This window comes from Enterobacter sp. 22499, assembly GCF_052044815.1.
In the GTDB taxonomy this organism is placed as follows: Bacteria; Pseudomonadota; Gammaproteobacteria; order Enterobacterales; family Enterobacteriaceae; genus Enterobacter; species Enterobacter bugandensis.
Genome location: NZ_JBQENR010000001.1, coordinates 542283 through 556639 on the forward strand (window position 1 = coordinate 542283; position 14357 = coordinate 556639).

The following is a 14357-nucleotide window of genomic DNA, read 5'->3' on the forward strand; positions in this document are numbered from 1 at the left end:
TTTTTGACCAAAGGCAATTCATCTGAAAACTTTACACGACCGCCGTCGTCAGACGCGACGAGCAGCACAGGCGATCCTGCTCGTCGAGAATATCAATCTGCCACACCTGGTGGCGGCTGCCAGCGTGCAGCGCGCGGCAGATACCGCGCACGCGCCCGCTGCGCACCGAGCGAATGTGGTTGGCATTCACCTCAAGCCCGACCACCTTCTGTTCGCCTTCGGTGCAGAGATATCCCGCGACGGAGCCCAGGGTTTCCGCCAGCACGACGGAAGCCCCGCCGTGCAACAGGCCAAACGGCTGATGGGTGCGACTATCGACAGGCATCGTCGCCTCCAGATCGTCTTCCCCAATGCGGGTGAACTGGATATCCAGCAGCCCCACCATATTCCCCTCGCCCATGGCGTTTAGCGCCTGCAGCGTGACGGCACGTTTCCAGATCATCCAATTATCTCCAGTAAAGCCTGTAATGGGTGGCGTACGCCGTTACCCTCAACCCGTTTCACCTGGCTGCGGCAGGAGTAGCCCGTCGCCAGGCAGCGGTTTCTTGGCAATCGCTGCATCGCCTGATGCCACGACAGCTCATAGATGCCGAGCGAGTTGGCGTGGTTTTTCACCTCGTGGCCGTAGGTGCCCGCCATACCGCAGCAGCCCACGCTGACGCTCTCCAGCTTCGCGCCGAAACGCGCAAAAATAGACGCCCATTGCGCCGGGGCGCCGGGCAGCGCCGTCACTTCCGTACAGTGTCCGAACAGATACCACGGTTCACCGCCAGCCTCCTGAATGGCCTTCTCTTCCAGGGCTGCCGGCAGCCACTCGTGCACCAGCATGACGTGGAAATCGCCGCGCTTATCACCCAGCGTCTGCTTGTATTCATCGCGATAGCAAAGCACCAGCGCCGGATCGACGCCGACCATCGGCATCCCAAGTTCGGCGATCCGGTTGAGAAAATCAGCGGTTTTTTGCGCCGTTTTCGCAAAGCGGTTCAGGAAGCCTTTAATGTGCTGCGCCTTGCCGTTTGGCGAGAACGGCAGCACTACAGGCTGATAGCCCAGTTTTTCAACCAGGCGGATGAAGTCAGCGACCACCTGCGCGTCGTAGTAGCTGGTGAACGGATCCTGGACCACCAGCACCACCTTCGCTTTTTGCTCAGGAGTAAGCGCTTCAAGCTGTTCCAGGGTCATGTTCGCCGAGCGGTGGCCGACGAGCTGGCGCTGCAGCGACGGCACCGACAGCAGCGGCAGATCGACCATGCCGATATGCTTTTCGGAAAGCTTGCGCACCAGCGGCTGATTGATAAAGAAGTTGAAGGTCTTCGGCGCGCGCGCCATCAGCGGCGCGTAGCTTTCCACCGTCGCCACCAGATGATCGCGCACCGGGCGCAGATAGCGGGTGTGGTAGAGCTGCAGGAAGCGCGAGCGGAATTCCGGCACGTCGATTTTAATCGGGCACTGGGTAGAGCAGGCTTTACAGGCCAGACAGCCGGACATCGCCTCTTTCACCTCATGGGAGAAATCATACTCGCCCTTATTGGCATGCCAGCTGTTGCGGGTGCGCTCAATCAGCGAGCGCAGGCTGGCCCGTTTTTCCGGCAGCTCCTGCTCCAGCTTCAGGGGATCGACGTCACGGTCCGCCAGCAGACGCAGCCACTCGCGCACCAGCGTCGCACGCCCTTTCGGCGAGTGAATGCGGTTGCTGGTGATTTTCATTGACGGGCACATCGGGCTTTTCACGTCAAAGTTAAAGCACAGGCCGTTGCCGTTACACTCCATCGCGCCGCGCCAGGACGAGCGCACCGCAATCGGGATCTGTCTGTCATACGTACCGCGCTTAACGGCATCCACCTGGAGCATCGGCGCGTCCACCCCTTCAGGCGGGCAGATTTTCCCCGGATTGAGGCGGTTATCCGGGTCGAACGCCGCTTTGACCTTGCGCAGCTCCGCGTAAAGCTGCTCCCCGAAGAACGCCGGGCTGTATTCCGCGCGGAACCCTTTCCCGTGCTCCCCCCACAGCAGACCGCCGTATTTGGCGGTCAAGGCAACGACGTCGTCGGAGATCTGCTTCATCAGGATCTCCTGCTGCGGGTCGCACATGTCCAGCGCCGGACGCACGTGAAGCACCCCGGCATCCACGTGGCCGAACATGCCATAGCTCAGGCCGTGGCCGTCCAGCAGGGCGCGAAACTCCACGATATAATCCGCCAGATGCTCGGGCGGCACGCAGGTGTCTTCGGCAAACGGAATCGGCTTCGCCGCCCCTTTCGCATTGCCAAGCAGGCCCACGGCTTTTTTACGCATGGCGTAAATACGCTCGATACCAGCCAGATCGTGACAAAGCTGCCAGCCAATCACGCCGCCTTCGCCATGAGCAATCAGCTCATCCAGGCGCTGGCAGAGCGTCGTCACCTGGCTTTCAATCAGCTCCGCGTCATCACCGGCAAATTCCACGATGTTGAGGCCAAGCATCTCTTTGTCCGGCACGTCGGTAATCAGCTCGCGCACGGAGTGCCAGACGATATCTTCCCGCGCCAGATTCAGCACCTTAGAGTCGACGGTTTCCACCGACAGCGCCTGCGCTTCCACCATAAACGGCGCATTGCGCAGCGCGGAGTCGAAGGAGTCATATTTGACGTTCACCAGGCGACGCACCTTCGGCAGGCGGGTGATATCCAGCCGCGCCTCGGTAATAAACGCCAGCGTTCCTTCGGAGCCGGTCAGCACGCGGGTTAAATCAAACTGCGTCAGGTCATCGTTAAACACGTGGCGCAGGTCGTAGCCCGTTAAGAAGCGGTTCAGTTTAGGGAATTTGTCGAGAATAAGCTGGCGGTTGTCGCGGCAGCGCTCCAGCACGGTGCGGTAGATGCGCCCGCTGGCGGTGTTATCTTTACCCAGCGTTTCCGCCAGTTCGACCGGCATCGGCTGGGTATCAAGGATATCGCCGCCTAACAATACTGCCCGCACGCCCAGCACGTGATCGGAGGTTTTACCGTAGACCAGCGACCCCTGCCCGGAGGCATCGGTGTTGATCATCCCCCCAATGGTTGCGCGGTTGCTGGTGGAGAGTTCAGGGGCAAAAAAGTAGCCGTAAGGCTTGAGGTACTGATTAAGCTGATCTTTGATAACGCCCGCCTCAACCCGCACCCATCCCTCTTCGGGGTTGATCTCAATGATGCGGTTCATATAGCGCGACATATCAATAATGATGCCCTGGTTCAGCGCCTGACCGTTAGTTCCGGTGCCACCGCCGCGCGGCGTGAAGACCAGAGAGGCAAACCGCTCCTGCGTTGCCAGCCGGGCGATAAGCGCCACGTCGGCCGTGGAACGAGGGAAAACGACCGCATCGGGAAGAAGCTGGTAGATACTGTTATCGGTTGCCATCGTCAGCCTGTCGGCATAGTTCGTGGCGGTATCACCTGTAAAACCCTGTTGCTCCAGTGCCTGCAAAAAATTAAGCACCAGCTGAACGACGCCAGGTGCCTGAGAAATCTGTGGGATCATTACTGTCGACCCTAATTAGAGTTGTGGGAATCGTTTGCGTGTATCTTAAAAGTTTTATCACATTTTTTTCTTATAATCTCTGCTGAATTACAGGCAGAATTCGCCTGTCAAAAACCGCTGCGATCGCTAATGATAAGAGAGACGCGGTTTTCCATTCCCGCCAGTGGTACTGGCGTTCTTTTAAGGAAAGTTTCATTTATGGTCAATCTTCGCCAGCCCAGGGATGTTGCGCAAATTCTGCTGTCGGTGCTGTTCCTGGCCCTCATGATTATTGCGTGTCTGTGGATTGTTCAACCCTTTATTCTCGGCTTCGCCTGGGCTGCGACCGTTGTCGTCGCCACGTGGCCTTTGCTGCTGCGCTTGCAGAAACTGCTGTTTGGCCGCCGCGGGCTGGCCGTGCTGGTGATGACGCTGCTGCTGTTCCTGCTGTTTATTATTCCAATTGCGCTGCTGGTAAACAGCCTTGTCGACTCCAGCGGCCCGGTGATCCGCGCCGTGACAAGCGGCGACCTGACGCTGCCGGACCTCGGCTGGCTGAACAGCATTCCGGTCGTGGGCGCTAAACTTTACAGCGGCTGGCATAGCCTGCTGGAGATGGGCGGCAGCGCGCTGATGGCGAAAGTACGTCCGTATATTGGCACCACCACCACCTGGTTTGTCGGTCAGGCCGCACATATCGGCCGCTTTATGATGCACTGTACCCTGATGCTGGTCTTCAGCGCCCTGCTTTACTGGCGCGGTGAGCAGGTGGCTTTAGGCGTTCGTCACTTTGCCATCCGCCTGGCGGGAAAACGGGGTGACGCCGCGGTGCTGCTGGCCGCGCAGGCCGTGCGCGCGGTCGCCCTGGGCGTCGTGGTGACGGCGCTGGTGCAGGCGGTGCTGGGCGGTATCGGCCTGGCGATTTCCGGCGTACCGTACGCCACCGTCTTTACCGTAGTCATGCTGATGACCTGCCTTGCGCAACTGGGGCCGCTGCTGGTGCTGGTTCCGAGCATTATCTGGCTTTACTGGACGGGTGATACCACGTGGGGAACGGTTCTTCTGGTCTGGAGCTGCGTGGTTGGCACCATGGATAACGTGATTCGCCCCATCCTCATCCGCATGGGCGCAGACCTGCCGCTGATCCTGATCCTCTCCGGGGTTATCGGCGGGTTGATTGCTTTCGGGATGATCGGTCTGTTCATTGGCCCGGTGCTGCTCGCCGTTACCTGGCGTCTGTTCTCCGCCTGGGTTCATGAAGTGCCGCCGCCTGGAACCGCCTCGGACGTGATTCTGAGCGAGCTGGAAGAGCTGGAAGAAAAGAATACCCATTAAGCCTTGTTGCCGGGTGGCGCTTGCGCTTACCCGGCCTACATTATCCCGCACAATACTTTAACACTGCTAAAGTATTTATTCGTTGCACACTGGTCAGACCCGCCATTTCAGCATTAAGTCCGCTATTATTCTCAAGAAATCTTTACGTCTCTTTAACTATTGAGACGAATCCGATCGACGCTGAAAGATGACATGCCTACTATTAGCTCAAGGTTATAAATCAACACCTTGATTTATAAGCATGGAAATCCCCTGAGTGAAACAACGAATTGCTGTGTGTAGTCTTTGCCCATCTCCCACGATGGGCTTTTTTTTATCCTGACTACGCGCGCTTAACCTCACAGGCACTGAGCATCCGCCACTCTGCTGGCAGCACCCGCGTTTCCCCCGTCACATTGACCGTCACCGCCTGGTGGATATCCGCCGACGATGCGCCAATCTGCAGTTCAAACTCGCCCGGCTCAACGACGCGCTTGCCGTCACGGCGGGTGAAGTTGAACATCTCAACCGGCAGCGTGAAGGTTAGCGTGGCGGTTTCGCCCGGCGAGAGCGTGACGCGCTGGAAGGCCTTAAGCTCCTGAAGCGGGCGCACCTGGGTGGCGACCTTGTCCCGCACGTAGACCTGCACCACCTCGCTGCCGCTGCGCTCGCCGGTATTGGTGATATCCACGCTCAGCGTCACCTCCCCGTCGACCGGCACGCTGCTTTCAGCGACGCGGGCAGTGCCCCAGCTAAACTGCGTCCAGCCGAGGCCGAAACCAAACGGGTAACGCGCACCGAAATGGAACGCGAACGGCGTGCCGCCGCTTTTCAGCTTGTGGTTATAGTAGAACGGCATCGCCCCGGCGCTTTTCGGCACGCTGACCACCAGCCGGCCCTGCGGCTCCGCGCGACCAGTTAACACATCGGCAATCGCCCAGCCCCCTTCCTGTCCCGGCGCCCAGGCCATCATCAGCGCGGCAATCTTCTCCTCCAGCCCCTGAAGGTTGTACGGACGCCCGCCGGTCATCACGACGATCACCGGTTTGCCCGTCGCCACCAGCGCCTCCAGCAGCTGTTGCTGCACGCCCGGCAAATTCAGGGAGTCAGTATCGGAGCCTTCCCCTACCGTGCCGCTCTGGAACAGCCCGGCGAGATCGCCCACGCAGGCCACCACCACGTCACTCTCCTGTGCGGCGCTGACCGCCTCGGGGATAAGTGCGGTACTTTGCGACACCGGAGACTGCTGCATTGGCTTGCCGCCGCTGTCGCCCGGGAAGACCGGCGCACCCGCCATCCGTTTTTCGATAATGTGGCACCCTTTCGCGTAGCGCACGTTCGATGCACCCAGGTACTGCTCCAGCGCCGCGCGCGGGGTCGTCACCTGCGAGGTCTCCTCAACCATATCGCTGATGATCAGATGCACCGGGAAACTATACCCGCTGAGTAACGCCAGCGGATCGTCTGCCGTCGGCCCCACCACCGCCACGCGGGGTTTACCGTTCAGCGGCAGAATGCCGTTGTTTTCCAGCAGCGTGACCGATTTTGTCGCCACCTCCCGCGCCACCTGGCGGGTCATCTCATTTTGCAGATCGATGCCGTTTTCATCGGCATACGGGTTCTCAAACAGGCCGAGACGGAATTTTTCGGTCAGCGTACGCGCCACGATCTCATCGACTTTCGCCATAGAGATCAGCCCGCGCTCTACCGCTTCCGCCAGATGGCGTGCGCAGTCATCTTTCGGCAGCTCAACGTCCAGCCCGGCGTTAAACGCCAGCGCGGCGGACTCCGCTGCGTCGTGAGAAATCCCGTGGTGCTGGTGCAGCAGGCTGACGCCACCGTAGTCCGCCACAATAATGCCGTCGAAGCCCCACTGTTCGCGCAGGACGGTGGTCAACAGGAAGCTGTCGCTGTGCCCCGGCTGGTTATCGATGTCGTGGTAGGCGGGCATGACCGAACCGGCATTTGCCAGCTTGACCGCCATTTCAAACGGCAGCAGGAAGGTGTCGTTCAGCTCGCTAAAGCCAAGATGCACCGGGGCGTGGTTGCGCGCCCCTTCGCTGAACGAGTGGCCCACGTAATGCTTGAGCGTCGCCAGCAGATCGCGCTTGTCGCCCTGTAACCCTTTCACCCAGGCGGTTGCCATCACGCCCACCAGCCAGGGATCTTCCCCGAACGTCTCTTCGGTTCGCCCCCAGCGGACGTCGCGGGAAACGTCCAGCACCGGAGCCAGCCCCTGCTGGCAACCGACGGAACGCGCCTCTTTACCGATCTGCTCTGCCGCGCGCTGCACCAGCTCCGGGTCCCAGGTCGAGCCGTAGTTGAGCGAGGACGGGAACAGGGTGGCGTCTTTGCACAGCAGCCCCACCAGGCACTCCTCGTGGAATAACGCCGGAATGCCAAGCCGCGTCTCTTCCATCATCATGCGCTGCAGGCGGTTAGCCGCGCGCACCCCGGTTTTCGCGTCAACGATGTGGGTGCCGAGCGGACGGGTGATCTGCCCGACGCCCAGTTTTAGCCGTTCGCTCAGCGCCGCCTGCTCGCTGACGCCAGCAAATTCGTCGCTCAAATCGCTGCGCTCCCGGTGGTTGCCGTTTTCATCAAGGATCAGCCAGTAGGCGTGCATCTGGGCGAACTTCTCTTCGGGGGTCATGCGCGCCAGTAAATCAGCGACGCGCTCGTGCACGGGACGTCCCGCGTCCTTATAGATAGCAGTCATATTTTACTCCTGTAGTGCGGAAGGGGTTGCCGGGCTGAGCTGCCCCGCGTCGGGTCTTACCTCACGCTTGCTGGCCAGTTCCCGGGCGATGGAATCCACCAGCCGGCTGTTGAGCTTGTAGATGGAAAGCAGCGCCACCATGCAGAGGAACAGCGCGCACGGAATAAGGGTGAACAGCGCGTTGATGGTGGAGAGCACGAGCGGCGCCTGGGCTGCCTGGCCTGGGGCGTAATCCACCATGCCGAGCACCCAGCCGACCACTGCCCCACCCAGCGCAAGGCCAAACTTGATGGCGAACAGCGCGGTAGAGAAGACCAGCCCGTCCAGACGGCGGCCGCTGCGATGCTCTTCGTAGTCGACCACATCAGAGAACATGGTCCACTGGAGCGGCGTGGTGAGGTTTTGAATAAAGCTAAAGACGATGTTAAGGCCAAAGATTAGCCACACCTGCGAAGGCGGCAGGAAGAAAATCAGCGCGCCGAAAATGACGAAGGACATTATCGTCCACTGATAAGCGCGCACGCGGTCAAATTTCCCCAGCAGGCGTTCAGATAATAACGCGCCGCTTAACGAGGCCACCATGCCAGAAACAATAAAGGCAAAAACCAGCTCCGGGCGCAACAGTACATAGTTGACGTAATACATGGTGGCAGAGCCGCGCGTCACCACCGCCGTTAACAGCAAAATATTAAACACAAACACAATGCGCCACTGGCTGTTACCGGCCAGCAGTTTTAAATCGGTGAGCATGGAGCCGGAGGTATCATTGCGCGGGGAATAACGCTCGCGGGTCATCAGGAAACAGCAAAAGAACAGCACAATTCCCAGCAGCCCCATCAGGCTCATGGCAAAGAAATAGCCTTTCTGCACGTTGCCCTGGCCCAACAATGAGACCAGCGGCAGAGCGATAACCGTTACGATCAACCCGCCAATAAATGACAGGCCAAAACGCCAGGATTGCAGGGAGTGACGCTCACGCGGATCCAGCGTCAGCGCGCCCGGCATGGCGCAGTAAGGCACGTTAATGGCGGAGTAAATCAGACTTAAAATCGCGTAGGTCGCGCAGGCATAAACAATTTTTGCCATCGGCCCGACGTCCGGTACGTAGAAGGTAATAAGGCAGCTTACGCCAAAGGGAATAGCAAACCACAGCAGCCAGGGACGGAAACGGCCGTGACGCGTCTGCGTGCGGTCAACCAGCGCGCCAATACACGGGTCGACAAACGCATCGACCACACGCACCACTAAAAACATGGTACCCATGATCGCGGCAGGCAAACCAAAAACGTCGGTATAGAAATAAGCAAGAAATAATGTGGCCGTTTGCCAGACCAGCGCGCTGGCCATATCACCTAAGCCATAACCTATTTTATCTTTGGTACGCAATACAGAGGAAAGTGTCATTGTTATTTGCCTTTTTATCAGGTTAAAACGTATTTCAACCAGTTGCGCATCATCTGAAGGGAAATGCGCAGTAAGGCTCAAGTATTAGCAACGCGTTGCGCACTAACAATTGTCTTAATTAACAGACAAATTATGATATTTGGTTTTTTAGATTATTTGTGATGGGGAGCAAATTAGAGGTGAAATAAAAAAGGCGAGGAATAAAATCCTCGCCTTTTTGCGATCGTGTTGCCGTTACTTGTTCAGTTCCGCCAGGCTCAGCCAGGTTTGCACTACCGTGTCCGGGTTCAGGGAGAGGCTGTCAATCCCCTCTTCCATCAGCCAGGCGGCAAAGTCTTCATGGTCGGATGGACCCTGACCGCAAATCCCGACGTATTTACCCTGCTTCTTCGCCGCGCGGATGGACATGGAAAGCAGCGCTTTCACCGCCTCGTTACGCTCGTCGAACAGCTCGGAAACCACGCCGGAGTCGCGGTCCAGGCCCAGCGTCAGCTGAGTCATGTCGTTCGAGCCGATAGAGAAGCCGTCGAAGTGCTCCAGGAACTGCTCGGCCAGCAGGGCGTTGGACGGGATCTCACACATCATGATGATCTTCAGCCCGTTTTCGCCGCGCTTCAGGCCCTGACGCGCCAGCTCGTCCACCACCGCTTTCGCCTGATCCACGGTACGCACGAACGGGATCATGATTTCGACGTTGGTCAGCCCCATGTCGTTGCGCACGCGTTTCACCGCCTCGCACTCCAGCGCGAAGCAGTCGCGGAAGCTGTCGGACACGTAGCGTCCGGCCCCGCGGAAGCCCAGCATCGGGTTCTCTTCTTCCGGCTCGTAGCGCTCGCCGCCCACAAGGTTAGCGTATTCGTTAGACTTAAAGTCAGACAGACGCACGATCACGCGTTTCGGGTAGAACGCTGCGCCCAGCGTGGCGATCCCTTCGGTCAGACGGCCGACGTAGAACTCTTTCGGCGAGTCGTAGCCTTTCATCATCTCGCGGATTTCGTTCTGCAGCTTCGCGTCCTGGTCGTCAAACTCCAGCAGCGCGCGCGGGTGAACGCCGATCATGCGGTTAATGATGAATTCCAGACGCGCCAGACCAACGCCTTCGTTCGGCAGGCAGGCGAAGTCAAACGCGCGGTCCGGGTTACCCACGTTCATCATGATCTTCAGCGGCAGATCCGGCATGGTATCCACGCTGGAGCTCTTCACGCTGAAGTCAAGGATATCGGCGTAGACGTAGCCGGTGTCGCCTTCGGCACAGGAGACGGTCACGTTCTGCCCGTCCTTCATGCGCTCGGTGGCGTCACCGCAGCCGACAACCGCCGGGATCCCCAGCTCGCGGGCAATGATCGCCGCGTGGCAGGTACGGCCGCCGCGGTTGGTGACGATGGCCGACGCTTTCTTCATGATCGGTTCCCAGTCCGGGTCGGTCATGTCGGTAACCAGCACATCGCCTGGCTCAATACGGTTCATCTCGCTGATGTCGTGGATCACTTTGACCGGACCGGCACCGATGCGGTGACCGATGGCGCGGCCTTCCGCCACGATTTTACCCTGTGCATGCAGCGTATAACGCTCCATCACCTGGCCGCGAGAGCGAACGGTTTCCGGGCGCGCCTGAACGATAAACAGCTTGCCGGTGTTCCCGTCTTTCGCCCATTCGATATCCATCGGACGGCCATAGTGTTTCTCAATCTGCACCGCCTGCTTCGCCAGCTCCTGCACTTCGGCGTCGGTCAGGGAGAAGCGGTCGCGCTGCTCCTGCGGCACATCTTCAATCTTAACCTGCTTGCCATGCTCCTGGGTTGGGGCATAAATCATGCGGATTTTTTTCGAGCCCATGGTGCGGCGCACCACCGCCGGACGGCCCGCGGCAAGCGTAGGCTTGTGTACGTAGAATTCGTCAGGGTTCACCGCGCCCTGCACGACCATCTCACCCAGGCCCCACGCGGCGGTGATGAACACCACCTGGTCGAAGCCGGATTCGGTATCAATGGAGAACATCACGCCGGAGGAACCCACGTCCGAGCGCACCATGCGCTGCACGCCCGCGGAGAGCGCCACGCCGCGATGGTCATAGCCTTGGTGCACGCGATAGGAGATGGCGCGGTCGTTGAACAGGGAAGCAAATACGTGCTTCACCGCCACCAGTACCGCATCGTAGCCCTGAACGTTCAGGAAGGTTTCCTGCTGTCCGGCAAACGACGCGTCCGGCATGTCTTCTGCGGTCGCGGAAGAACGTACGGCAAAGGAGGCCTGCGCGTCGTCAGCAGAGAGCTGGTTGTACGCGTCATGGATAGCTTTTTCCAGTTCCGGCTGGAAAGGTGTGTCGATGATCCACTGGCGGATCTGCGCCCCGGCTTTGGCAAGCTCGGTGACGTCATCAATATCCGTTTTATCCAGCAGGTCGTAAATGCGCTGGTTTACACCGCTCTGGTCTAAAAACAGGTTAAACGCGTCGGCGGTCGTGGCAAACCCGTTTGGTACGGAGACACCCATACCGGACAGATTTGTAATCATTTCACCCAGGGAGGCATTTTTGCCCCCAACTCTGTCTACATCATTCATGCCGAGTTGGTTATACCAAAGCACCAGCGGTGACGAGCCATTGTTGGACATCGAAACAATCCTTTTGTGATATTTGATCGGAGTAAGTAACACCTGACTACGTATTTATACTGGCATAATTATTTGCGCTAAAAAAACGGTGAATCGTGTAAGCAATTTAAATTTTCAACTTTTCGGATAGTTTCCCACCAGCCAATAAGCTGATGATTCCTCTATATTCAGCCAGAAACCACAAAAATAAAGTCGCTATTTGAAAAATGAAATCCGCTTTTCAGGAAAATCAAAAACATCATTTCATTTTAAATTCAGATAACTTCTTTGCTGTGCAATTAACTTTTTTAATTTATGCTTTCAGACAATTAGGTATGATATTCAGGGTGAGTAAAATGGATAATGCTGTCGATCGTCACGTTTTTTATATTTCTGATGGTACGGCGATCACCGCCGAGGTGCTGGGCCACGCGGTGATGTCGCAATTCCCCGTTTCGATTAACAGCATCACGCTGCCGTTTGTGGAAAATGAGAGCCGTGCCAAAGCGGTGAAAGACCAGATTGACGCCATCTTCCAGCAGACCGGCGTGCGCCCGCTGGTGTTCTACTCCATCGTTATTCCTGAGATTCGCCACATCATTTTGCAAAGTGAAGGCTTTTGCCAGGATATCGTGCAGGCGCTGGTGGCCCCGCTCCAGAGCGAACTGAAGCTTGACCCGACGCCTATCGCGCACCGCACCCACGGGCTGAACCCCGGCAACCTGACCAAATATGACGCGCGTATTGCCGCCATCGACTACACCCTGGCGCACGACGATGGGATCTCGCTGCGCAACCTCGACCAGGCGCAGGTGATTTTGCTCGGCGTGTCGCGCTGCGGCAAAACGCCGACCAGCCTCTATCTGGCGATGCAGTTCGGCATCCGCGCCGCAAACTACCCCTTTATTGCCGACGATATGGATAACCTGGTGCTGCCCGCTGCGCTCAAGCCGCTGCAGCATAAGCTGTTCGGCCTGACGATTAACCCGGAACGTCTCGCGGCGATCCGCGAAGAGCGCCGCGAGAACAGCCGCTACGCCTCGATGCGCCAGTGCCGCATGGAGGTTTCCGAAGTGGAAGCGCTGTACCGCAAAAACCAGATCCCGTGGCTGAACAGCACGAACTATTCGGTAGAAGAGATCGCCACCAAAATTCTCGACATCATGGGGCTTAACCGCCGCATGTACTAATAAGCTAGTACATTAGCTCAGATTCATGTATCATCTTTTTCAACAGCGGGGCGGTGTCGCCCCGAACTTGAAATCAGCAGGGATTGGTTTAATGTGATGCCCATCACTTCCCGGTAGTCTGCCGATGAAGCAAAAATTTTCTGAGACAAGTCATGAATAAAACCGATGAACTCCGCACGGCGCGCATAGACAGCCTGGTCACCCCGGCTGAACTGGCCGAGCGGCACCCCGTTTCCGCCGCGGTCGCGGAACATGTGACGGCCTCCCGCCGCCGCATTGAAAAAATCCTCAATGGTGAAGACAAGCGTCTTCTGGTGGTGATTGGGCCCTGCTCCATCCACGATCTGGATGCCGCGATGGATTATGCAAAACGACTTCAGGGGCTGCGGGAAAAATACCAGCATCGCCTTGAGATTGTGATGCGCACCTACTTTGAAAAACCGCGTACCGTGGTGGGCTGGAAGGGGCTGATTTCCGACCCTGACCTTAACGGCAGCTATCGCGTGAACCACGGCATCGAGCTGGCGCGCAAGCTGCTGTTGCAGGTCAACGAGCTGGGCGTGCCGACGGCCACCGAGTTTCTCGACATGGTGACCGGGCAGTTTATCGCCGATCTGATCAGCTGGGGCGCGATTGGCGCGCGCACTACCGAAAGCCAAATCCACCGCGAGATGGCCTCAGCCCTCTCCTGTCCGGTCGGCTTCAAAAACGGAACCGACGGCAACACCCGGATTGCGGTCGATGCGATCCGCGCCTCGCGTGCCAGCCATATGTTCCTGTCGCCGGACAAGAACGGCCATATGACCATCTACCAGACCAGCGGTAACCCGTATGGGCATATCATTATGCGCGGCGGGAAGAAGCCTAATTACCATGCACAAGACATCGCTGCCGCCTGTGAAACGCTGGCCGAATTCGACCTGCCGGAACATCTGGTGGTGGATTTCAGCCACGGCAACTGCCAGAAGCAGCATCGCCGCCAGCTTGACGTCTGCGATGAGGTCTGTCAGCAGATCCGCAGCGGCTCGACCGCCGTTGCCGGGATCATGGCCGAAAGCTTTATCAAAGAAGGCACGCAGAAAATCGTTGCCGGCCAGCAGATGGTATACGGTCAGTCGATCACCGACCCGTGCCTGAGCTGGGAAGACAGCGAGCTGCTGCTGGAGAAGCTGGCAGCTGCGGTTGATTCTCGCTTCTGATGTTATTGTCGGGTGGCGCTGCGCTTACCCGACCTACGGTTCGCGCCCTTCTTCCTCTCCCCGTGGGAGAGGGTTGGGGTGAGGGCATCAGGCCGCATCGCCTCCCCCTGAATTTGATCCCGTCACACAATTTTCACAAAAACGCTTGCCGTGAATTTGCAGTTTATTGATAATGATTATCATTGTTACATTGATTGTTATTTATAAACATTATGTCACCGACCGATAACAGCGCGGCAACGCCAGTAAAAACACACACAGCGCCATCCCCTGCTTCCACCGATCGTCGCATCGACAGCAAAACGCTGCTGGGTGATGAGGGCCGGGTGATTATCGAGCATGACGGCCAGCAGTATCTGCTGCGCCAGACGAATGCCGGAAAACTGATCCTCACAAAATAAACCAAAACTTTCGCCAGCCACCCAGGTGATCCCCAGGCAGCCAGCGCTTTCGATACTTTATGGA

The 14357-nt window shown here is 58.0% G+C and carries 9 protein-coding genes and 1 other RNA gene; 5 read left to right on the top strand and 5 right to left on the bottom strand.

Annotated elements, in window-relative coordinates; all coding sequences use genetic code 11:
- Positions 1-31 precede the first annotated feature (31 nt).
- Both menI and ydiJ read right to left on the bottom strand, forming a co-directional pair.
- Positions 32-442 (bottom strand): 1,4-dihydroxy-2-naphthoyl-CoA hydrolase, encoded by a 411-nt coding sequence (gene menI, locus ACTJI7_RS02600; RefSeq protein ID WP_028012841.1) that lies wholly within the window; start codon positions 440-442, stop codon positions 32-34.
- On the bottom strand, positions 439-3495 hold the full coding sequence (gene ydiJ / locus ACTJI7_RS02605) for a D-2-hydroxyglutarate dehydrogenase YdiJ (protein ID WP_063153865.1): 3057 nt from the start codon (positions 3493-3495) through the stop codon (positions 439-441). The genes menI and ydiJ overlap by 4 nt, the downstream gene beginning before the upstream one ends.
- Positions 3496-3693: 198 nt before the next feature.
- Between ydiJ and ydiK the strand changes: the two genes are divergently transcribed.
- Together ydiK and rprA are read left to right on the top strand one after the other, a co-directional pair.
- Positions 3694-4809, top strand: a complete 1116-nt coding sequence (gene ydiK, locus ACTJI7_RS02610; protein ID WP_440669639.1) for an AI-2E family transporter YdiK — start codon at positions 3694-3696, stop codon at positions 4807-4809.
- A gap of 209 nt (positions 4810-5018) precedes the next feature.
- Positions 5019-5126: antisense sRNA RprA (gene rprA, locus ACTJI7_RS02615), an RNA gene on the top strand.
- 5 nt (positions 5127-5131) lie between these two features.
- Here rprA and ACTJI7_RS02620 read toward each other — a convergent pair.
- The 3 genes from ACTJI7_RS02620 to ppsA form a co-directional block, all read right to left on the bottom strand.
- A complete protein-coding gene (locus ACTJI7_RS02620) occupies positions 5132-7507 on the bottom strand; it encodes a glycoside hydrolase family 3 N-terminal domain-containing protein (RefSeq protein WP_440669641.1) in 2376 nt (791 codons plus the stop codon).
- A 3-nt stretch (positions 7508-7510) separates the two neighbouring features.
- A complete protein-coding gene (locus ACTJI7_RS02625; protein ID WP_192978970.1) occupies positions 7511-8911 on the bottom strand; it encodes an MFS transporter in 1401 nt (466 codons plus the stop codon).
- A 234-nt stretch (positions 8912-9145) separates the two neighbouring features.
- Complete coding sequence (gene ppsA, locus ACTJI7_RS02630; protein WP_192978969.1) at positions 9146-11524, bottom strand: phosphoenolpyruvate synthase; 2379 nt, start codon at positions 11522-11524, stop codon at positions 9146-9148.
- Positions 11525-11859: 335 nt separating this feature from the next.
- Here ppsA and ppsR point away from each other — a divergent pair, with 335 nt between their 5' ends.
- The 3 genes from ppsR to hemP all read left to right on the top strand — a co-directional run bounded on the left by ppsR (position 11860) and on the right by hemP (position 14293).
- Positions 11860-12693 (top strand): posphoenolpyruvate synthetase regulatory kinase/phosphorylase PpsR, encoded by an 834-nt coding sequence (gene ppsR / locus ACTJI7_RS02635; protein ID WP_028012835.1) that lies wholly within the window; start codon positions 11860-11862, stop codon positions 12691-12693.
- 152 nt (positions 12694-12845) lie between these two features.
- Positions 12846-13892, top strand: coding sequence for a 3-deoxy-7-phosphoheptulonate synthase AroH (gene aroH, locus ACTJI7_RS02640; protein ID WP_028012834.1), 1047 nt, complete (start codon positions 12846-12848; stop codon positions 13890-13892).
- Positions 13893-14104: 212 nt separating this feature from the next.
- Complete coding sequence (hemP, locus tag ACTJI7_RS02645; protein WP_193031202.1) at positions 14105-14293, top strand: hemin uptake protein HemP; 189 nt, start codon at positions 14105-14107, stop codon at positions 14291-14293.
- Positions 14294-14357 lie beyond the last annotated feature (64 nt).